Origin of the sequence: Pantoea sp. Taur, from assembly GCF_009830025.1 — a bacterium.
GTDB classification, from domain to species: domain Bacteria; phylum Pseudomonadota; class Gammaproteobacteria; order Enterobacterales; family Enterobacteriaceae; genus Pantoea; species Pantoea communis.
Window position 1 is genome coordinate 15,952 of record NZ_SZZZ01000006.1, and the last position, 19,986, is coordinate 35,937.

The following is a 19,986-nucleotide window of genomic DNA, read 5'->3' on the forward strand; positions in this document are numbered from 1 at the left end:
TTTTTCTGTTTAATTTTCAGGAAATAGCTCATCATTGATCAGGGCCCACGCGGTCCACCACGAAGGATTAATTGAGGTCAAAACGTTGTGATGAAAAGCCTGCAACGCGGTATGGATCTACCGCAACTGCTGTTCTCGTTGATGTTCATTCTCATCATGATCATCGCCTGCTTGTGGGTGGTACAACCCTTTATTCTGGGCTTTGCCTGGGCCAGCATGGTGGTGATTGCGACCTGGCCATTGATGATCCGTTTGCAGCATTTGCTGTGGGGACGACGATCGCTGGCGGTGATCGCCATGACCATTCTCTTACTGCTGCTGTTCATTATTCCCATTGCCCTGCTGGTGAGTAGCCTGATCGACAACAGCGCGCCGGTGATTGCCTGGGCCACGCAGCGTCATCTGGTTTTCCCGGATTTTGTCTGGCTGCGCGAAATTCCGTATGTCGGCAACAAAACCTACTCCAGCTATCACAAAATGGTCGATGGCGGCGGTACGGCGATTCTGAATCAACTGCAGCCTTATATTGGTCGCACCACCGGCTTCTTTGTGGCGCAGGCCGGCCACTTCGGCCGCTTTATGATTCACCTCGCTGTGATGCTGCTATTTAGCGTGTTGCTCTATTGGCGCGGTGAGCAGGTCGGCCACGGCATTCGCCACTTTGCTTATCGCATGGGCGGACGTCGCGGCGATGCGGCGGTGCTGCTGGCTGGGCAAGCGATTCGTGCCGTGGCGCTGGGTGTGGTGGTGACGGCGCTGGTGCAGGGTGTGCTGGGCGGCATTGGCCTGGCGATTTCCGGCATCCCTTATGCCACCTTGCTCACCGTGCTAATGATTCTGACGTGCCTGGTGCAGTTGGGGCCGTTGGTGGTGCTGGTACCGGCTATCATCTGGCTCTACTGGAGTGGCGATACCACCTGGGGCACGATATTACTGGTGTGGAGTTGTGTAGTCGGTACGCTCGATAGCGTGTTGCGTCCGATGCTGATTCGTATGGGCGCGGATCTGCCGATGATTCTGATCCTTTCCGGAGTTATCGGGGGATTGATCGCCTTCGGCATGATCGGGCTATTTATTGGCCCGGTGGTGCTAGCGGTATCGTATCGTTTGGTTTCCGTGTGGATGCATGAAGCGCCTGCCCCGGATGATGACCCGCAAACGGCCATCGAAGCTCTTGCCGAACATGAGGAAGAGCAACCTTAAAGCTGACCTTATCCGCGAGCGGTGCAGATAAATGCACCGCCTTCTTCTCCCACTTCTGATTTGTCTTACCTACTGCGCTGAAAGCAACTTAATCGCTGTCACATAATTGCCTGCACCACCCTTTATTTTTCATAAGCGATTTTTAAGAAAAAACGCAGATTTAGGCGCTTTAGGTGGATTTCGCTAACGGAATGATTATTTTTCGAACTGAATCATCAGGCGCAACCGTTAAAAAAGCTCAGAAAAGATTATCAGCTTTAAACTAATAAGAGGATTCTTAAAGACGCCAGCAAGCCTGATGAATAACATGAATCCTATGTTTGAGATCAAACCACTGATTTTTAAACAACCTTTTTCCCCTGAGTAAAGTGAAGAATTGCTGTGTGTAGTCTTTGCCCATCCCCTGTGATGGGCTTTTTTTTTGTATTTTTTATGGATAAAAAAAAGGCCAGCAGCGCTGGCCTTAATGATTTCATCAAGGACGCTTCAGATTTACCCCGAACGCGCCCTAATTGATGTCTGATTACTGCTTAGCCGCATCCAATTCCGCCAGATTTAACCAGGTTTGCACCACGGTATCTGGGTTCAATGACAGGCTATCAATACCCTGCTCCATCAACCACGCAGCGAAGTCTTCATGATCTGAAGGACCCTGGCCACAAATTCCAACATATTTGCCTTGTTTCTTGGCGGCCTGAATCGACATCGACAGCAGCGCCTTCACCGCTTCGTTGCGCTCATCAAACAGTGCAGACACCACGCCAGAATCGCGGTCCAGACCCAACGCCAGCTGTGTCATGTCGTTCGAACCGATAGAGAAGCCGTCGAAATACTGCAGGAACTGTTCAGCCAGCAAGGCGTTTGACGGGATCTCACACATCATGATCACCTTCAAGCCGTTCTCACCGCGTTTCAGACCCTGCTTACCGAGTTCTTCCACCACGGCCGCCGCCTGGTCAACGGTGCGCACAAACGGAATCATAATCTCGACGTTAGTCAGACCCATTTCGTTACGTACTCGTTTCACCGCTTCACACTCCAGCGCGAAGCAGTCGCGGAAGCTGTCTGCGACATAGCGGCCCGCACCACGGAAGCCCAGCATCGGGTTCTCTTCTTCTGGCTCGTAACGCTCGCCGCCCACCAGATTGGCGTATTCGTTCGATTTAAAATCAGAGAGACGCACAATTACGCGCTTCGGCGCAAAGGCCGCACCCAGGGTCGCGATCCCTTCGGTCAGACGCGCGATGTAAAACTCAACCGGATCATCGAAGCCCTTCATCATTTGACGAATCTGCTGCTGCAATTCTGGCGTCTGCTGGTCAAACTCCAGCAGCGCTTTCGGGTGTACACCGATCATACGGTTGATGATGAACTCCAGACGCGCCAGACCAACACCTTCATTTGGCAGACAGGCGAAGTCAAAGGCGCGATCCGGGTTACCGACGTTCATCATGATTTTCAGTGGCAGGTCCGGCATGGTATCCACTTGCGAACTGGTCACTTCAAAGTCCAGCAGATCCTGATACACATAACCGGTGTCGCCTTCAGCACAGGAAACGGTCACCTTATGCCCATCTTTCAGGTAATCGGTGGCATCGCCACAGCCAACGACGGCAGGAATGCCCAGCTCACGTGCGATGATCGCCGCATGGCAGGTACGGCCACCACGGTTGGTCACAATCGCGGAGGCCTTCTTCATGATCGGTTCCCAATCCGGGTCAGTCATGTCGGTGACCAGCACGTCACCTTTCTCGATGCGATGCATTTCGCTGATGTCATGAATCACTTTCACTTCACCCGCGCCAATGCGATGGCCGATGGCACGGCCTTCGACCAGCACCTTGCCTTTCCCTTGCAGGTTATAGCGCTCCATCACCTGACCGTTAGAGCGCACGGTTTCCGGACGCGCCTGCACAATGAACAATTTGCCGGTGTGACCATCTTTCGCCCACTCGATATCCATTGGGCGCTTGTAGTGCTGCTCAATCAACACCGCCTGGCGCGCCAGATCCTGCACTTCGTCATCGGTCAGGCTAAAGCGGTCACGCTGCTCCTGATCGACATCTTCAATGCGCACCTGCTCACCGTGCTCCTGAGAATCGGCATACACCATGCGGATCTTTTTGGAACCCATAGTGCGACGCACGATGGCCGGGCGATTGGCTGCCAGTGTGGGTTTGTGCACGTAGAATTCATCCGGGTTCACCGCGCCTTGCACCACCATCTCACCAAGACCGAACGCCGAGGTGATAAAGACCACCTGGTCGAAACCGGATTCGGTATCAATGGTAAACATCACGCCAGAAGACGCGAGATCGGATCGCACCATGCGCTGAATACCCGCTGACAGGGCAACGCCACGATGGTCGTAGCCCTGGTGCACGCGGTAAGAGATCGCACGATCGTTAAATAAAGAAGCGTACACGTGCTTCACGGCCACCAGCACCGCATCAAAGCCCTGCACGTTAAGGAAGGTCTCCTGTTGCCCCGCGAACGAGGCATCGGGCATGTCCTCAGCGGTGGCGGATGAGCGCACCGCAAAGGAAGCGTCGGCATCATCAGAGGAGAGTTGCTCATAGGCAGTACGAATCGCCTCTTCCAGCTCAGGCAGGAATGGCGTGTCCACAACCCATTGACGAATTTGTTTACCGGCCTTAGCCAGCTCTTCAACATCATCAATATCCGTTTTGTCCAGCAAATCATAAATGCGCTGGCTCAGTCCGCTTTGATCGAGAAACAGATTAAAGGCGTAAGATGTCGTGGCATAGCCGTTAGGCACGGAGACGCCCAGTGACGACAAGTTAGTAATCATTTCTCCCAGGGAAGCATTCTTGCCCCCCACCCGATCAACATCATGCATGCCAAGCTGGTTGTACCAGAGCACTAGCGACTGTTGGTCTTGATTGGACATTGAGATTATCCTTCATTTAAATGATTGGAGCACATGGAACATTTTGCTATTCGCCAAAACAGCCTGGCACAATCAATAAATAAAGACTAAGTGTTGAATCGTTAAAGCAGAAAAAGAAACGCAAATTCGGACTAGTTCCCGCTGGCATCAAAGTTGCGCAACAGGCTTATTTAACGCCGACACATTGCCGCAACGATATTTTTCCCCTTTTCAGAGGGTTAGCCATTGCTTTTTGTTGCGCAACAGATTCAGACTTTATTTTTACCTTGTGATAAAAATTGCGGGGAAATAGCCGTTTTCAAAACAGCATTTCATCTAATATTGTTCATCACAAAAATAAAATTCCAGCAGAAAGCACTCACGATATGGATATTTCATTTTATTTTTAATTAAAATGAAACATCGGCAATGACATTGTTACGCAAAAGTAAATAAGAGGGGATTTCGCCTATGAGCACTGAGCGCAGTGTGTTCTACATTTCAGACGGTACCGCCATTACCGCGGAGGTATTGGGGCATGCCGTGCTGTCGCAATTCCCCGTGAATATCAACAGCGTGACCCTGCCCTTTGTTGAGAATGTTCAGCGAGCTCAGGCGGTGAAGGCGCAGATTAACGCGCTGTATCAGCAAAGCGGCGTACGTCCGATTGTGTTCTTTTCCATCGTCACCCCGGATGTGCGCGAAATCATTCTTGAAAGCGAGGGATTTTGCCAGGACATCGTGCAGGCGTTAGTGGGCCCGTTGCAAAGTGAACTGGGCGTTGCTTCAATGCCAGTGGCGCACCGAACCCATGGTCTTACGGCGAGCAATCTCGGCAAATATGATGCGCGTATTGCCGCGATTGATTACACGCTTGCGCACGATGATGGTATCTCACTGCGTGGTCTGGAGGATGCACAGGTCATTTTGCTCGGCGTCTCTCGCTGTGGCAAAACACCCACCAGCCTCTATCTGGCGATGCAGTTTGGTGTGCGTGCGGCAAACTATCCCTTTATCGCCGATGACATGGATAACCTGAAATTGCCGCCGGCGTTACGCGCCCATCAACATAAGCTGTTTGGATTAACCATCGATCCTGAACGTCTGGCGGCGATTCGGCAGGAGCGTGCAGAGAATACCCGTTATGCCTCGATGCGCCAGTGCCGCCTGGAAGTGGGGGAAGTGGAAGCGCTCTTCCGCACGCATCAGATTCGTTACCTTAACAGTACCAACTATTCGGTAGAGGAGATTGCCACCAAAATCCTCGACATTATGGGTCTGCGCCGCAGCATGTATTGATCTGTACGCCAGGCCGTAAAGCCTGGCTTCCGTCTTGTTTCGCTCACCTTTCTTTTTAGCGGGTTGAATTCGCGGCCTATTGGTTTATTGTGACCACCATCACTTCCCGGTATTTCACCGTTGCGAAGAACAGATTTTGAGAATCTCAATGAACAAGACTGATGAACTGCGTACCGCGCGCATCGGCAGCCTGCTAACGCCCGCTGTGCTTGCGCAAGAACACCCCATTTCACCGGAGGTGGCGGCCACCGTCACCGCTGCGCGCCAGCGTATTGCACGCATTTTGACCGGTGAAGATCCACGCCTGTTGGTGATTATCGGCCCGTGCTCGCTACACGACCCTAAAGCCGCGCTGGACTATGCCGAACGCCTCAACGTGTTACGCGAACGTTACCAGGATCGTCTGGAAATCGTGATGCGCGCTTACTTCGAAAAACCGCGCACGGTGGTCGGCTGGAAAGGATTGATCTCAGATCCGGATCTGGATGGCAGTTTCGACGTTAATCGCGGCATCGCCATTGCTCGTAAACTGTTGCTGGATATCAACGCCACCGGTATGCCGACCGCCACCGAGTTCCTTGATATGGTGATCGGCCAGTTTATTGCTGACCTGATCAGCTGGGGCGCCATTGGTGCACGCACCACGGAGAGTCAGATCCACCGTGAAATGGCATCGGCGCTGTCGTGCCCGGTCGGATTCAAAAACGGTACAGACGGCAATGTGCAAATCGCAGTGGATGCGATTCGCGCGTCACGCGTCAGTCATATGTTCCTGTCTCCGGATAAACACGGTCAAATGACGATTTACCAGACCAGTGGCAATCCGCATGGTCATGTGATTCTGCGCGGTGGCCGTCAACCTAACTACCACGCCGAAGATGTCGCGGCCGCGGCCGCAAACCTGCGTGACTTTAATTTGCCGGAACAGCTGATCATCGACTTCAGTCATGGTAACTGCCTGAAACAGCATCGTCGCCAGCGCGATGTTGCGGATGATGTGGCAGCACAAATTCGTGCGGGATCACGTGCGGTGGCGGGTGTGATGATTGAGAGTTTCCTGCAGGAAGGTAATCAGAAAGTGGTGAGCGGCGAGCCGTTAAACTACGGTCAGTCCATTACCGATCCCTGCCTGAGCTGGGAAGATAGCGCCGAAGTGCTGCAGAAACTGGCTGCCGCGGTCGACAGCCGTTTTTAATCACCTTAGCTGGAGCAACTCACCTCCAGCGTTTTGCCCCACTCTGGCGGCCGTTGGCGTAACTCTGCGCTGACGGCCGCATCATCAAATGGCTGTTGTAAAGCCAGATGGAGCCGCTCCAGCGCCGCCTTCTCACCCTGCTCGACTTCTTCAATCACCTGCTGTGCCAGATAATTGCGCAACACCAGCGCTGGGTTGGCCGCCTTCATGACCTGCTGGCGTTGTTCATCTGATGCCTCATCCTGCAGCAGACGTTGACGATAGCCGTCGTACCAGTGGTCAAACGCCTCGCGGTCGATAAATTCATCACGCAGCGGCGAACGCTGTTGATGCTGCTGCGTCTCACTCAGTAAGCGAAAGGTCAACGTGTAATCGCTTCGCTCTTGTGTCATCAGCGACAGCAGTTGCGTCAGAATCGCGTTGTCATTGGCATCGGCAGTCAGAAGGCCCAGTTTAGCGCGCATCTTCTCACCCCAGACCCGCATAAGTTCCGTTTCATAATGGCTGAGCGCCTGTTTTAACTGATCCGTGCTCATCAACCCTGACAATGCATGCGCCAGACGATTGAGGTTCCACAAACCAATCATCGGCTGATTCTCAAAGGAATAACGCCCCTGATAATCGCTGTGATTGCAGATGAATCCGGGTTGGTAATCATCAAGGAAGCCATAGGGACCATAATCCAGCGTCAGTCCGAGGATCGACATGTTGTCGGTGTTCATCACGCCATGCGCAAAGCCCACGCTCTGCCAGTGGGCGATCAGGCTGGCAGTGCGTTTCACGATATCGGTAAACCACAGCACATAGCGGTCAGCGTCATCGCTTAATTCTGGCCAGTGATGATGAATGGCGTAATCTGCCAGTTGCCGGACCTTATCCTGCTCGCCGCCATAGTAAAAATGTTCAAAGTGACCAAAACGCAGATGACTCTCAGCGATGCGCATCAGCATTGCCCCGCGTTCCTGCGTTTCACGCAGCACTGGCTCATCGCCAATCGCCAGAGCCAGCGCGCGAGTGGTGGGAATCCCCAAATGGTGCAACGCTTCCGAAGCCAGGAACTCACGCACGCTGGAACGAATCACCGCCCGGCCATCACCCATACGCGAATAGGGTGTCAATCCCGCCCCTTTCAAATGCCAGTCGAGTTTACGTCCGTTCGTCAGTTGCTGTTCACCCAGCAGAATGCCCCGCCCATCGCCCAGCTGGCCGGCCCACACACCAAATTGATGTCCGCTGTAAACCTGCGCCAGCGGGGCCATACCTGGCAATAGCTCACGACCACTCCAGACGCCGTGCCCCTGCCCAGTGAAGAGCCCGGCATCCAGTTCCATTTCTGCCGCCAGCGGCGCGTTATGATAGAACAGGCGCCCGCCTTCCAACGGCGTTGGCATCAGCGCCGTATAGCATCCCGGCAGCTCTTGCTGCCAGCTATTAATAAATTGCATCACCACTCCAGAAGGTGCACACAAAAAGCACCAACAGTGAGTTTAAAGAATAGGGTTCAGTGTAACGCTGGGCGTCAGCGGATGACAGTTGAAAGGACTACTGCTGTGAAGGGGTGTGCGAAGTCACATCAGGATAAATAAGATCACCTAACCGTTCCGCTTTGACAACCGGGAACAAATTGCCTTGCAGTTGAGCTCCGCTCAGCGTGCTGACTTTTTCCAGCATGAGGTTATCGTCAACACCACATATTATGAGCTGATCGGCATAATCTGAGAAATTATCGATGACCGTTTGGATAAATGGTGTAAAAGATGCACGTTTAGCCAGGCCTTGTATAAAGGTTTTATCCAGTTTCAGTACACTAAAGAGATTATCGTAAACTGCGGTCGCAGGTGCTTTACCCGCACCAAATTGGGAAAGTGATAAACGGAATTCCTGCTGTAATGTTGCCAGAAGTGGCTGCGCTTTTCCACGCGCTAATTGCGGAAACGTTTCGCTAATATCGAGAATAATAAAAGGAAGTTGTTTAAATTTCCTTAACAGAAATTCACTTTCAAGCAGCGTTAACGCCATCGAATCATCAATACGAACCAAAGCGGTAATTTGATGTAGCTCAAAAAAGTCACGGTACTTTTCCAGTAAAGAAAGCTGGCTCTGCATTAACCGTAATTGCTGCGCATCGTCTAATTGCGGCAACAGCAAATCCTGCGGCAGCGTAATAGGTGCGCTGTCGTGGACGAATTGCGTCACCAGCTCGACCGCAGTCAGCTGGCCCGCCAGTGTATAAACTGGATAGAACCAGGTTTCCGACTGATAGTCGGCAGATAAATGGACTTTCATTTTAGCAGCCAGAAGCAGTGGCAATTGGCGCATCGTATATCAATGAAAACGGTCAGGCAATAGGACCAAACGTTAGAAGAGACGCAATTTTGTGCCTGATTAAACCGTTTTAAGCCATAAATAAAACTTAAGCCAAATAGCCGAGGTGGTTGTCCATACTCATTAAATAAATTCAGTCTTATTTTTAGTATTTATGCGAGCACAGGTAAAGTGCCATTTTAAATGAGAGTTAAATTTGAGGGGAATTCAATAATAAACCGGCTGAAAAACCATGAAGAGAATAGGTCATTCAGCACTGGTATGGTAATCATTCAGATACGACGTGCCTGCCAAAATACCTTGCGCCAATAGACATTATCCAGCGAAGAGCGAATCACGCCCTGGCTGGTAGAAGCGTGGATAAAGGTGTTATCGGTATCATAAATACCCACATGCAGGCCATTCTCTCCGCTGCCCGTTTTAAAGAAGACCAGATCACCGGGCAGCAAATCGCGTTTATCAATGCGAGTGCCAATATCCGTCTGGTCAACGGTAGAACGCGGCAGTTGCATATCGAATTTATCGCGGAAGGTCAGATAAACAAAACCAGAGCAATCCACACCGCCTCGACTTAACCCGCCGTAGCGATAAGGCGTGCCACGCCAGCGACCTAACTGATCGTTGAGTTGAGCAATCACGGTGATGGAATCAGAAAGGCGGCCATTCGGCGGCGGCGCGTGATGGCTACTACACCCAACCAGCAGCAGCATCAGAAGAAATACCGTTATTCGCATCAGAATGTCCCTAAATCCGTCGCCCGGATGACACTTTAGCGGCAAATCTGCTTAACAGGCAATGTTATTCAGGGAATAAACAGCAGAGGGCCTTGCGGTGTATCAAATTGTTGAAACTCGGTTTGGTACAACGGAGAGAGATTGGCGGCGGTTAAGACGTCCCGCGCACGTCCCTGCATCACCACTTCCCCCTGATGCATCAATCCTACGCGGTCGGCATGGCGCAGACTGTGGTTAAGATCATGGCCGCTGGCAATCACCGCAATACCGGCGTGGCACAGCTGAAACAGCAATTTATCCACGGCTCGCTGCTGCGCGACATCCAATGCCGTCATCGGCTCATCCAGAATTAAAAGCTTGCCGTGAGGATTGATCGCCGGATGGATTTGCATCACTACTGCCGCCAGCCGCACACGCTGCCATTCGCCACCAGAGAGCTGCGTCAGTTGACGGGTTAATTTGTCGTGTATGCTGAGTTGCGTCAGCACATCATTGAGTGTGACATCTACCTGCGGCGACGCCGAAGAGAAATGCATACGCAGATAGTGCCAGACGGGCATGGTCCCTAACGCGGCCTGTTGTTGCGGTAACCAGGCACGCCATTGAGCCAGCGCAGCCCCGCTTAAGCGGCTCAACGACGTTCCTGCAAGCTGAATCACGCCTTGAGCCGGCAATAATCCCGACAGCGCACAGAGTAGAGTACTTTTTCCCGCGCCATTCGGGCCCACCAAATGTATCCATTCACCTGCATTGACGCTGAGATCAACCGGAGCCAGACGTCCCGCGACACTGACTCCCTGACACTGCAACAACATTTACTCTGCCAGCGCCTGCTCAACGCGTTTCAGGATGATCGGATCATCAGGCGTCATATCCGGAGAGAAACGCGCAATCACCTTACCCTGTTTGTTGATGAGGAATTTTTCGAAGTTCCACAAAATGTCGCCCTCGGCTTTTGGTGCACGTCCTTTGCTCACCATACGCTCGAGGAAACCGCTGCCTTCAGGACGTTCGGCTTCAGGCTGTGCCGCCGTTAACTGCGCATACAGCGGATGACGATTGGCACCGTTCACATCGGTTTTATCGAACATCGGGAAAGTCACACCATAAGTGGTGCTGCAGAAGGTTTTGATCTCTTCGTTGCTGCCCGGTTCCTGCTCCAGAAACTGGTTGCAGGGGAAACCCAGCACGCTAAAGTTTTTGTCCTGCCAGGCTTTCTGCAGTGACTCAAGCTGCTCATACTGCGCCGTCAGCCCACATTTTGACGCCACGTTGACCACCAGCAGTACGTTGTCCTGATACTGTGCCAGCGTCGTTTTTTCGCCGTCCAGGGTAACCAGTTCTGTCTGATAAATGCTCATTGTCGATTCCTGTTGTTGAGACCAAGATGCCAGCCATTGCTAGCGCGAAGATTTCACTAATAGCACGATAAACAGCGGTGCGCCGAGGGTGGCGGTGACCACGCCAATCGGCAACTCTGCCGACGTCAGCACCAGCCGGGCGATAATATCTGCCCCGAGGAGCACCGCAGCCCCTGCCAGCGCCGAGGCGGGCAGCAGGTATCGGTGATCGCTAAAACCGCTTAAGCGTAACAGATGAGGGATGACCAATCCGACAAACCCGATGGCACCGGCCATCGCCACGCTGGCGCCTACCAGCCAGCCCATCGCCAACACTAACAGGTTACGCCATAACAATAACGGCAGGCCTAGCTGACGCGCCGAGGTTTCCCCCAGTGAAAGTAAATTCAACGTCCGCGCGGTTCCGGTCAGCAACAGCGTAACTGGCAACAGCGCCAGCATCATCCAGCCATAGCGCCAGTCAATACCGCCAAAGCCGCCCATCATCCAGTACATTAACTGCCGTAGATCGAGGCTGGTGCTAAAGTACACGGCCCACGTCATCACTGCGCTACAGATAATGCCGAGCGCGACCCCCGTGAGCAATAAGCGGCTGGCCGAAAGCTGACGATGGGCAAAGTGCAGCAGGATCAGCGTGATCAATAACGCCCCCGCCATCGACGCCAGCGCCAGGCTCCATAGCGAGCCATTGCCCAGCATCACACCCAACACTAACCCAATACCCGCGCCGTTGGATACGCCAAGCAAGCCGGGTTCCGCCAGGGGATTGTTGAACAGCGCCTGCATCACCACGCCACACACCGCCAGCGCAGCCCCCACCAGCAGCACGGCCAGCGTGCGCGGTAAGCGCAACTGCCAGACGAAGAGTTCACCGTTAGAGGAAAACCATTGGGTTGGCGATATCCAGCTGTCTCCGGCGCACAGGCTGAGAATAAACAGCAGCAGCAGAATGGCACCGAGCAGCATCAGCCAGCGCTGGCTACGACGATCGGCCTGACGGGCAAGCTGGTCCAACAGAGTCATAGATAAGATTGGCAGAGAAAACAGAGATTTGATTGTAGTGGGATTGTGGCAAAAAGAAAGCGGCACCGAGTGGGTGCCGCTGAGCAACGCTTACTGATGAGGCGGGATCGGTTGACCGTGATTATCACGCTTGTCGTGGCTATCACGCGAGTCATGATGCTGGTCGCGCGGCTGCGGTTTGTTATCGTGGTGCGGCGCATTGCCCGGGTGCTGTGGCTGCCAGCCGTTACCGTTCCAGTAACCGTGCGGGCCTTTGGTGCCGATGCGTTGATTGTGGTGCTGTTTCCACCAGGTTGGCGCACGCCAGTCGTAGCCATCCCAGTAGTAGCCACGTTTATCTTGATCACCGATATGAATAGAAACACCCGGTGTGTTGATGTTAACGGAAACATTGGCGTTAGCCAGCAGCGGCATGCCTAACAGGATGCCCAGTAAAAGTGCTGTCTTTTTCATCAGCAATACCCCTTGTTATGTGATGGCGCTGTTATAACAAATGGATTGCCGCAGTCACTATCAGCCAGTGCCGATTTTCATCCTATTTTCCGGATACTTACGAAATCCTGACATTATGGAAAGATTGCGCAGAACAGCCATTTTACAGCCAATAAAAAAGGCCGCTAAGCGGCCTTTTTGTCATACTGAAATTAGTCAGCGTCCTTCGGTGTCGCGTTCTCAACGCGACTTTTCAACTTCTGTCCCGGACGGAAGGTCACCACTCGGCGGGCAGTGATAGGAATATCTTCCCCCGTCTTCGGGTTACGGCCCGGACGTTGATTTTTGTCACGCAGATCAAAATTACCAAATCCGGACAGTTTAACCTGTTCTCCGTTTTCTAACGCGCGGCGAACTTCTTCAAAGAAGAGCTCAACCAACTCTTTGGCATCGCGTTTGCTCAACCCGAGTTTTTCAAACAGGTACTCTGACATTTCAGCTTTTGTAAGCGCCATAGGTTCAATCCCTCAAGGTTGCCTGGAATCGCTCTTTTAATGCCGCAACGCATTTGGCAACGGTCGCGGCAATCTCCTCTTCTTCGAGTGTCCGGCTGGTATCCTGCAAAATCAGGCTAATCGCGAGGCTCTTTTCGCCCTCGTTCACGCCCTTACCACGGTACACGTCAAACAAGTTTACGCCAACTACCTGATTTACGCCAACTTTCTTACACTCCGCGATGATATCTGCTGCGGGCACGTTTTCAGCCACTACCAGAGCGATATCACGACGGTTCGCCGGGAAGCGTGAAATCTCGCGCGCGTCAGGCAGGACGCGGTCTGCGACCTTATTCCAAAGCAGTTCAAACACTAAGGTGCGGCCGTTGAGATCCAGCTTACGTTCCAACTCCGGATGAACCACTCCGATAAATCCGATTCGTTCGCCGCGTAAATAAATTGCCGCGCTCTGTCCCGGATGCAGCGCCGGATTGGCTTCTGCACGGAAAGAAATCTCATCGAGTTTACCGGTCAAATCCAGTAACGATTCTAAATCGCCTTTTAAATCATAGAAGTCAACTGTCTGACGCGCCAGATCCCAATGCTCTTCATAGCGATTACCGCTCAGAACGCCCGCCAGCATAAGATCCTGGCGGATACCGAGATCGGCCTGCGTATCAGGAACAAAGCGCAAACCGCTCTCAAACAGGCGCACACGGCCTTGCTGACGGTTCTGGTTATACACCACCGCACCAAGCAGACCGGTCCACAGTGACAAGCGCATTGCCGACATATCGCTGGAAATCGGGCTTGGCAGGATCAGCGCTTCTTCACCCGGATGCAGCAGCTGCTGCACTTTCGGATCAACGAAGCTGTAGGTAATCGCTTCCTGATAGCCTTTATCGACGAGCAGGTTACGCGCACGCTTCAGCGACAGATCCGCTTCGCGATGCTTCGTCATAATCAGGCTGGCTTTCACCGGCACGTCTGGAATGTTGTTGTAGCCGTATACGCGAGCCACTTCCTCAACCAGATCTTCTTCAATCGCCATATCGAAACGCCAGCTCGGTGCAACGGCTGTCCACTCACCATTGCCTACGGTCACTTCGCAACCGAGACGCGTCAGGATATCGGTGACCTGCTCATCGGCGATCACGTGACCAATCAGGCGGTCGAGTTTTTCGCGACGCAGCGTAATGGTGGCGCGCTCAGGCAGTTTGCTGGCGTCAGTTTGATCGATAACCGGACCCGCTTCACCGCCGCAAATGTCCAGCAGCAACTGGGTGGCGCGTTCAATGGCTTTGAATTGCAGTGCCGGATCAACACCACGCTCGTAACGATGCGACGCATCGGTGTGCAGGCCCTGACGACGAGCACGGCCGGTGATCGCCAGCGGTTCAAAGAAGGCACACTCGAACAGCACATTTTGGGTTTCTTCGTTCACACCAGAGTGTTCACCACCAAAAATGCCGCCCATCGCCAGCGCTTTCTGATGGTCAGCAATCACCAGCGTGTCGCTGCTGAGTTTCGCTTCGGTGCCATCCAGTAAGGTCAGGACTTCACCCTCTTCCGCCATGCGCACCACGATGCCGCCGTCAATGCGATCGAGGTCAAAGGCGTGCATCGGCTGACCGAGTTCCAGCAGAACGTAGTTGGTGATGTCCACCACCGGGTCGATAGAACGGATGCCGCAGCGACGCAGTTTTTCACGCATCCACAGTGGCGTTGGCGCTTTCACATTGATGCCTTTTACTACGCGGCCCAGATAACGTGGGCAAGCATCGGTGGCATCTACGCGAATCGGGAAGGTATCAGTAATGGTCGCTTTAACCGGCTCAATCGTTGGCTCGGTGAGCGGCAGACCGTTGACTACCGCCACATCGCGCGCAATACCGATAATACCGAGGCAATCGGCACGGTTTGGCGTTACGCTGATTTCGATGGTGTTGTCATCCAGCTGCAGATAGCTGCGGATGTCAGTGCCGATAGGCGCATCAGCAGGCAGTTCAATAATGCCGCTGTGATCGTCGGAAATACCCAGCTCAGAGAACGAGCACAGCATGCCTTCTGAAGGCTCACCGCGCAGTTTCGCGGCTTTGATTTTGAAGTCGCCTGGCAGTACAGCGCCGACGGTCGCCACGGCGACTTTCAGGCCCTGGCGGCAATTTGGCGCGCCACAGACGATATCCAGCAGGCGCTCGCCGCCCACGTTGATTTTGGTCACGCGCAGTTTGTCTGCGTTCGGATGCTGGCCGCACTCCACCACTTCACCCACGACCACGCCATGGAACGCACCGGCGACCGGATCCACGCCGTCCACTTCCAGGCCGGCCATGGTGATTTGCTCAGACAGCGCAGCGCTGTCCAGGGCTGGATTTACCCATTCGCGTAACCAGAGTTCACTGAATTTCATTGGATAACCTGCCCTTATTTAAATTGTTTGAGGAAACGTAAATCATTTTCGAAGAAGGCGCGCAGATCGTTCACGCCGTAACGCAGCATGGTCAGACGCTCCATTCCCATGCCGAAAGCGAAGCCAGAGTAGACTTCCGGGTCGATGCCCACATTGCGCAACACATTTGGATGCACCATGCCGCAGCCCAGCACTTCCAGCCACTTGCCGTTTTTACCCATCACATCCACTTCCGCGGAGGGTTCGGTGAACGGGAAGTAAGAAGGACGGAAACGAATCTGCAGGTCTTCTTCAAAGAAGTTGTTCAGGAAATCATGCAGCGTGCCTTTCAGGTTGGTGAAGCTGATGTCTTTATCGACAATCAGACCTTCCATCTGATGGAACATTGGGGTGTGCGTTTGATCGTAGTCGTTACGATACACACGACCTGGTGCGATGATGCGGATCGGCGGCTGCTGATTTTTCATGGTGCGGATCTGCACGCCAGACGTCTGGGTACGCAGCAGACGAGTCGCATCAAACCAGAAAGTGTCGTGGTCAGCACGTGCCGGATGGTGGCCAGGAATGTTGAGTGCGTCGAAGTTATGATAGTCATCTTCGATTTCCGGACCAGTGACCACCGCAAAGCCCAACTCGCCGAAGAAGTTTTCGATACGGTCGATGGTACGAGTCACCGGGTGCAAACCACCGTTCTCAACGCGACGACCAGGCAGCGAGACATCAATGGTCTCTGCGGCGAGGCGCGCATTCAGCTCAGCGCTTTCCAGGGTGTCTTTACGTGCGTTAAGACGATCCTGCACCTGCTGCTTCGCTTCGTTAATCACCGCGCCTGCTGCCGGACGGTCTTCCGCTGGCAGTTCACGCAGGGTGGTCATTTGCAGCGTCAGATGCCCTTTCTTACCCAGGAATTCGACGCGCACGGCGTCCAGGGCGGCGATATCCGCCGCCTCGTCGATAGCGGCCGTGGCACGGGCCACCAGGTCTGCGAGTTGGGACATGATTTCCTCTTCTTCCAGCCGGGCTGGTCAGTTCTTGTAAGGACCGTGAGATCCGATTAAGTGTCGCCAGAAACAAAAAAGCCTCCACGGGGGAGGCTTTCAGCGCGATTTTTCGTTTCTTTTCTTATGCGCAAAAGCCCCCGATTGTCAGGCGCTAAAGTAAAAAAAGAAACGGAAAATAGCAGCGTGCATGCTTGCGTTACCTTGTCTTGAAAGAAACCGCACTATTGAAAAGCCCAGCGGCTAAAATGTCAATCTTTTGCGTGAGTTGCAGACAATAAAAAAGGGAGCAAGCTCCCTTTTTCATCTGACTTACGCCAGAGCTGATTTTGCTTTTTCGACCAGTGCCGTGAAGGTCACTTTGTCGAATACAGCGATGTCAGCCAGAATCTTACGGTCGATTTCAATAGAGGCTTTTTTCAGGCCATTAATGAAACGGCTGTAAGAGATACCGTTCTGACGGGCCGCAGCGTTGATACGCGCGATCCACAGCTGACGGAACTGACGCTTACGTTGACGACGGTCACGGTAAGCATACTGACCAGCTTTGATAACAGCCTGGAAAGCAACGCGGTAAACACGTGAACGTGCACCGTAGTAGCCTTTAGCTTGTTTTAAGATTTTCTTGTGACGTGCGCGAGCAATTACACCACGTTTTACGCGAGCCATGTGAGCTCTCCTATATCATATTCTGTGATGCCCTATTCCCTGCAGTACGCAAAGTGTTCAGGCAGATTTATAAAAAGTTTACTTATGCGTACGGCAGGCAGGCAACAACCAGACCCAGATCGCCTTTAGACACCATGCCTTTCGGACGCAGGTGACGTTTACGCTTGGTAGACTTCTTAGTCAGAATATGACGCAGGTTCGCGTGCTTACGCTTGAAGCCGCCAGAAGCGGTCTTCTTGAAGCGCTTAGCCGCGCCACGGACAGTTTTAATCTTTGGCATTTTTACAAATATCCACTTCGCATTGTTAATAAAATGAATCAGACAGGCGAATAAGATTCCGCACAGCGCGAACGCTGCGCGGAATTATTACTTGAAGGCCTACTGTTTCTTCTTCGGTGCGAGCACCATGATCATCTGGCGGCCTTCGATCTTAGTCGGGAAGGACTCGACAATGGCCAGATCCAGATCCTCACACAGGTCTTTACGGACGCGGTTAAGCACTTCCATACCGATCTGCTGGTGCGCCATTTCACGACCACGGAAACGTAGCGTGATTTTGGCTTTATCGCCCTCTTCCAGAAAGCGAATCAGGTTGCGTAGTTTGACCTGATAGTCGCCATCATCGGTACCAGGACGGAATTTGATTTCCTTGACCTGGATAACTTTCTGCTTCTTCTTCTGTTCCTTAGAAGACTTACTCTTTTCATAAAGGAACTTGCCGTAATCCATAATACGGCAAACCGGCGGTTCGGCGTTCGGGCTGATTTCAACTAAATCTACGCCAGCTTCTTCGGCTTTCTCAATTGCTTCGCGCAATGTCACAATGCCAAGTTGCTCGCCGTCTACGCCAGTTAAGCGCACTTCGGTAGCACGGATTTCGCCGTTGATACGGTTCGGACGCGTCGGTTGTACTCGTTTTCCGCCTTTAATAACCTTATTCCTCTAATTGGTGAAGATGTCGGCTGCGAATCTCTTGTTGCAGCTTCTCAACAAACACATCTACGTCCATGCTCCCGAGGTCTTTACCACGGCGGGTGCGCACGGCAACTTTGCCTGCTTCCACCTCTTTCTCACCGCAAACCAGCATATAAGGGACGCGACGTAATGTGTGCTCGCGGATTTTAAAGCCTATCTTCTCGTTTCTCAAGTCTGCTTTGACACGAATGCCAGCTTTCTGCAATTTCTTTGTCAATTCACTGACATATTCTGCCTGACTGTCGGTAATATTCATCACCACAGCCTGCACGGGGGCCAGCCAGCTCGGGAAGAAGCCCGCGAACTCTTCGGTCAGGATGCCGATAAAGCGCTCCATTGAACCGAGAATCGCACGGTGAATCATTACCGGCGTCTGACGATCGTTGTTTTCGCCCACATAAGTGGCGTCCAAACGTTTTGGCAGGGAGAAGTCTAGCTGAACGGTGCCGCACTGCCATGCGCGGTCGAGGCAATCGTACAGGGTAAACTCAATTTTCGGGCCGTAGAAGGCACCCTCTCCTGGCTGATATTCGAACGGAATTTCGTTCTCCTTCAGCGCTTCTGCTAAATCCACTTCCGCACGGTCCCACATTTCATCGGTACCGATACGTTTCTCCGGACGGGTCGACAGTTTCACCACGATTTTTTCAAAACCGAAGGTGCTGTACATGTCGTACACCATACGAATACAGCTGTTCACTTCATCACGAACCTGATCTTCGGTACAGAAGACGTGCGCATCATCCTGGGTAAAACCACGGACGCGCATCAGGCCGTGCAATGCGCCTGATGGCTCATTACGGTGGCAGCTACCAAATTCCGCCATACGCAGCGGCAGGTCACGGTAGGATTTCAGACCCTGATTAAAGATCTGAACGTGGCCAGGGCAGTTCATTGGCTTGATGCAATATTCACGGTTCTCTGAAGAGGTGGTGAACATCGCTTCTTTGTAGTTTTCCCAGTGGCCGGTTTTTTCCCACAGCACACGGTCCATCATAAACGGACCTTTCACTTCCTGGTAATCGTACTCTTTCAGCTTGGTACGGACGAACACTTCCAGTTCACGGAAGATGGTCCAACCGTCGTTGTGCCAGAACACCATACCTGGCGCTTCTTCCTGCATATGGTACAGGTCGAGCTGCTTACCGATTTTACGGTGATCGCGCTTCGCCGCTTCTTCCAAACGCTGCAGATAGGCAGCCAGCTGCTTCTTGTCGCCCCACGCTGTACCGTAAATACGCTGCAGCATTTTGTTGTCGCTGTTGCCGCGCCAGTAAGCACCGGAGATTTTCTGCAGTTTGAAGTGATGGCAGAAACGCATGTTCGGCACGTGCGGACCGCGGCACATGTCGATGTATTCTTCATGATGATACAAACCAGGTTGATCATCGTGGCTGATGTTTTCGTCAAGAATGGTGGTTTTGTAGCTTTCGCCACGCTCAGCAAACACATCACGTGCTTCCTGCCAGCTCACCTTCTTCTTCACCACATCGTAATTAGTCTCAGCCAGCTGGTGCATACGCTTTTCCAGCAGCTCAAGATCTTCCTGCGTCAGGGTGTGATCCAAATCGACGTCATAATAGAAGCCGTTATCGATCACCGGACCAATCGCCATTTTGGTATTCGGCCACAGTTGTTTAATCGCATGCCCTAACAGGTGCGCACAAGAGTGACGAATAATTTCCAGACCGGCTTCATCTTTGGCGGTGATAATTGCCACCTGAGCATCTTCGGTGATCGGATCAACCGCGTCCACCAGCTCGCCATTAACACGACCGGCAATACAGGCTTTCGCCAGACCCGGTCCAATATCCAGAGCGATGTCCATCACGCTGACCGGACGGTCAAATACGCGCTGGCTGCCATCAGGAAGAGTAATTACTGGCATTTCATATCCTTAATTGCAGTGGTAAGCCACACGAAAGCCTACATGCAACATTGAGTTCTGTTTGAGTAACCCGGCGTAATGTCAGA

19 protein-coding genes, 1 other RNA gene and 1 other annotated feature are annotated in these 19,986 nt (G+C 52.8%); of the genes, 4 read left to right on the top strand and 16 right to left on the bottom strand.

Annotation, left to right across the window (positions count from 1 at the left end):
* Nucleotides 1–90 precede the first annotated feature (90 nt).
* Both ydiK and rprA read left to right on the top strand, forming a co-directional pair.
* Nucleotides 91–1,203 (top strand): AI-2E family transporter YdiK, encoded by a 1,113-nt coding sequence (gene ydiK, locus FD744_RS10235; RefSeq protein WP_034821692.1) that lies wholly within the window; start codon nt 91–93, stop codon nt 1,201–1,203.
* A 316-nt stretch (nt 1,204–1,519) separates the two neighbouring features.
* Nucleotides 1,520–1,627: antisense sRNA RprA (gene rprA / locus FD744_RS10240), an RNA gene on the top strand.
* A gap of 99 nt (nt 1,628–1,726) precedes the next feature.
* Here rprA and ppsA read toward each other — a convergent pair.
* Complete coding sequence (ppsA, locus tag FD744_RS10245; RefSeq protein WP_160868160.1) at nt 1,727–4,114, bottom strand: phosphoenolpyruvate synthase; 2,388 nt, start codon at nt 4,112–4,114, stop codon at nt 1,727–1,729.
* A 450-nt stretch (nt 4,115–4,564) separates the two neighbouring features.
* On the opposite strand from ppsA, the gene FD744_RS10250 reads away from it, so the two are divergent.
* Both FD744_RS10250 and FD744_RS10255 read left to right on the top strand, forming a co-directional pair.
* On the top strand, nt 4,565–5,392 hold the full coding sequence (locus tag FD744_RS10250) for a pyruvate, water dikinase regulatory protein (RefSeq protein ID WP_034821695.1): 828 nt from the start codon (nt 4,565–4,567) through the stop codon (nt 5,390–5,392).
* Nucleotides 5,393–5,540: 148 nt separating this feature from the next.
* Nucleotides 5,541–6,587 carry a 3-deoxy-7-phosphoheptulonate synthase gene (locus FD744_RS10255; RefSeq protein ID WP_160868161.1) on the top strand — a complete coding sequence of 349 codons (1,047 nt, stop codon included), beginning with the start codon at nt 5,541–5,543 and terminating at the stop codon, nt 6,585–6,587.
* Nucleotides 6,588–6,592: 5 nt separating this feature from the next.
* On the opposite strand, the gene FD744_RS10260 is transcribed toward FD744_RS10255, so the two are convergent.
* From FD744_RS10260 to thrS, 15 genes are all read right to left on the bottom strand, one after another.
* Nucleotides 6,593–8,032, bottom strand: a complete 1,440-nt coding sequence (locus FD744_RS10260) for a YdiU family protein (RefSeq protein WP_097119268.1) — start codon at nt 8,030–8,032, stop codon at nt 6,593–6,595.
* Nucleotides 8,033–8,129: 97 nt separating this feature from the next.
* Nucleotides 8,130–8,873: an EAL domain-containing protein gene (locus FD744_RS10265; protein WP_097119291.1), complete on the bottom strand. Its 744-nt coding sequence runs from the start codon at nt 8,871–8,873 to the stop codon at nt 8,130–8,132.
* A 311-nt stretch (nt 8,874–9,184) separates the two neighbouring features.
* Complete coding sequence (locus tag FD744_RS10270; RefSeq protein WP_097119267.1) at nt 9,185–9,646, bottom strand: NlpC/P60 family protein; 462 nt, start codon at nt 9,644–9,646, stop codon at nt 9,185–9,187.
* A gap of 68 nt (nt 9,647–9,714) precedes the next feature.
* Nucleotides 9,715–10,461, bottom strand: a complete 747-nt coding sequence (gene btuD, locus FD744_RS10275) for a vitamin B12 ABC transporter ATP-binding protein BtuD (protein WP_160868162.1) — start codon at nt 10,459–10,461, stop codon at nt 9,715–9,717.
* The gene (locus tag FD744_RS10280) at nt 10,462–11,007 is read right to left on the bottom strand and encodes a glutathione peroxidase (protein ID WP_034821708.1); all 546 of its coding nucleotides are present in this window, start codon (nt 11,005–11,007) and stop codon (nt 10,462–10,464) included. It abuts the gene before it with no gap.
* A gap of 39 nt (nt 11,008–11,046) precedes the next feature.
* Nucleotides 11,047–12,030 carry a vitamin B12 ABC transporter permease BtuC gene (gene btuC / locus FD744_RS10285; protein ID WP_160868163.1) on the bottom strand — a complete coding sequence of 328 codons (984 nt, stop codon included), beginning with the start codon at nt 12,028–12,030 and terminating at the stop codon, nt 11,047–11,049.
* A 90-nt stretch (nt 12,031–12,120) separates the two neighbouring features.
* Nucleotides 12,121–12,483, bottom strand: a complete 363-nt coding sequence (locus tag FD744_RS10290; RefSeq protein WP_097119263.1) for a DUF2502 domain-containing protein — start codon at nt 12,481–12,483, stop codon at nt 12,121–12,123.
* Between the two features lie 191 nt (nt 12,484–12,674).
* Complete coding sequence (gene ihfA, locus FD744_RS10295) at nt 12,675–12,977, bottom strand: integration host factor subunit alpha (RefSeq protein WP_007892687.1); 303 nt, start codon at nt 12,975–12,977, stop codon at nt 12,675–12,677.
* Between the two features lie 4 nt (nt 12,978–12,981).
* Nucleotides 12,982–15,369, bottom strand: a complete 2,388-nt coding sequence (pheT, locus tag FD744_RS10300) for a phenylalanine--tRNA ligase subunit beta (RefSeq protein ID WP_160868164.1) — start codon at nt 15,367–15,369, stop codon at nt 12,982–12,984.
* 14 nt (nt 15,370–15,383) lie between these two features.
* Nucleotides 15,384–16,367 carry a phenylalanine--tRNA ligase subunit alpha gene (pheS, locus tag FD744_RS10305; protein WP_160868165.1) on the bottom strand — a complete coding sequence of 328 codons (984 nt, stop codon included), beginning with the start codon at nt 16,365–16,367 and terminating at the stop codon, nt 15,384–15,386.
* Between the two features lie 71 nt (nt 16,368–16,438).
* Nucleotides 16,439–16,564, bottom strand: a sequence feature (Phe leader region).
* Nucleotides 16,515–16,559, bottom strand: coding sequence for a pheST operon leader peptide PheM (pheM, locus tag FD744_RS10310; RefSeq protein ID WP_121626058.1), 45 nt, complete (start codon nt 16,557–16,559; stop codon nt 16,515–16,517). It overlaps the preceding feature by 45 nt.
* 115 nt (nt 16,565–16,679) lie before the next feature.
* Nucleotides 16,680–17,036, bottom strand: a complete 357-nt coding sequence (gene rplT, locus FD744_RS10315) for a 50S ribosomal protein L20 (RefSeq protein WP_007892678.1) — start codon at nt 17,034–17,036, stop codon at nt 16,680–16,682.
* Nucleotides 17,037–17,118: 82 nt separating this feature from the next.
* On the bottom strand, nt 17,119–17,316 hold the full coding sequence (gene rpmI, locus FD744_RS10320) for a 50S ribosomal protein L35 (RefSeq protein WP_006118955.1): 198 nt from the start codon (nt 17,314–17,316) through the stop codon (nt 17,119–17,121).
* A gap of 99 nt (nt 17,317–17,415) precedes the next feature.
* Complete coding sequence (gene infC, locus FD744_RS10325) at nt 17,416–17,967, bottom strand: translation initiation factor IF-3 (protein ID WP_034821726.1); 552 nt, start codon at nt 17,965–17,967, stop codon at nt 17,416–17,418.
* A 4-nt stretch (nt 17,968–17,971) separates the two neighbouring features.
* Nucleotides 17,972–19,900 (bottom strand): threonine--tRNA ligase, encoded by a 1,929-nt coding sequence (gene thrS, locus FD744_RS10330; protein WP_038647340.1) that lies wholly within the window; start codon nt 19,898–19,900, stop codon nt 17,972–17,974.
* Nucleotides 19,901–19,986: the final 86 nt, after the last annotated feature.

Excerpts from the sequence above, each read along its gene's own strand:
- ydiK (WP_034821692.1), top strand. The coding sequence starts at position 91 with ATGAAAAGCCTGCAACGCGGTATGGATCTACCGCAACTGCTGTTCTCG.
- ppsA (WP_160868160.1), bottom strand. The coding sequence starts at position 4,114 with ATGTCCAATCAAGACCAACAGTCGCTAGTGCTCTGGTACAACCAGCTT.
- FD744_RS10250 (WP_034821695.1), top strand. The coding sequence starts at position 4,565 with ATGAGCACTGAGCGCAGTGTGTTCTACATTTCAGACGGTACCGCCATT.
- FD744_RS10255 (WP_160868161.1), top strand. The coding sequence starts at position 5,541 with ATGAACAAGACTGATGAACTGCGTACCGCGCGCATCGGCAGCCTGCTA.
- FD744_RS10260 (WP_097119268.1), bottom strand. The coding sequence starts at position 8,032 with ATGCAATTTATTAATAGCTGGCAGCAAGAGCTGCCGGGATGCTATACG.
- FD744_RS10265 (WP_097119291.1), bottom strand. The coding sequence starts at position 8,873 with ATGAAAGTCCATTTATCTGCCGACTATCAGTCGGAAACCTGGTTCTAT.
- FD744_RS10270 (WP_097119267.1), bottom strand. The coding sequence starts at position 9,646 with ATGCGAATAACGGTATTTCTTCTGATGCTGCTGCTGGTTGGGTGTAGT.
- btuD (WP_160868162.1), bottom strand. The coding sequence starts at position 10,461 with ATGTTGTTGCAGTGTCAGGGAGTCAGTGTCGCGGGACGTCTGGCTCCG.
- FD744_RS10280 (WP_034821708.1), bottom strand. The coding sequence starts at position 11,007 with ATGAGCATTTATCAGACAGAACTGGTTACCCTGGACGGCGAAAAAACG.
- btuC (WP_160868163.1), bottom strand. The coding sequence starts at position 12,030 with ATGACTCTGTTGGACCAGCTTGCCCGTCAGGCCGATCGTCGTAGCCAG.
- FD744_RS10290 (WP_097119263.1), bottom strand. The coding sequence starts at position 12,483 with ATGAAAAAGACAGCACTTTTACTGGGCATCCTGTTAGGCATGCCGCTG.
- ihfA (WP_007892687.1), bottom strand. The coding sequence starts at position 12,977 with ATGGCGCTTACAAAAGCTGAAATGTCAGAGTACCTGTTTGAAAAACTC.
- pheT (WP_160868164.1), bottom strand. The coding sequence starts at position 15,369 with ATGAAATTCAGTGAACTCTGGTTACGCGAATGGGTAAATCCAGCCCTG.
- pheS (WP_160868165.1), bottom strand. The coding sequence starts at position 16,367 with ATGTCCCAACTCGCAGACCTGGTGGCCCGTGCCACGGCCGCTATCGAC.
- rplT (WP_007892678.1), bottom strand. The coding sequence starts at position 17,036 with ATGGCTCGCGTAAAACGTGGTGTAATTGCTCGCGCACGTCACAAGAAA.
- rpmI (WP_006118955.1), bottom strand. The coding sequence starts at position 17,316 with ATGCCAAAGATTAAAACTGTCCGTGGCGCGGCTAAGCGCTTCAAGAAG.
- thrS (WP_038647340.1), bottom strand. The coding sequence starts at position 19,900 with ATGCCAGTAATTACTCTTCCTGATGGCAGCCAGCGCGTATTTGACCGT.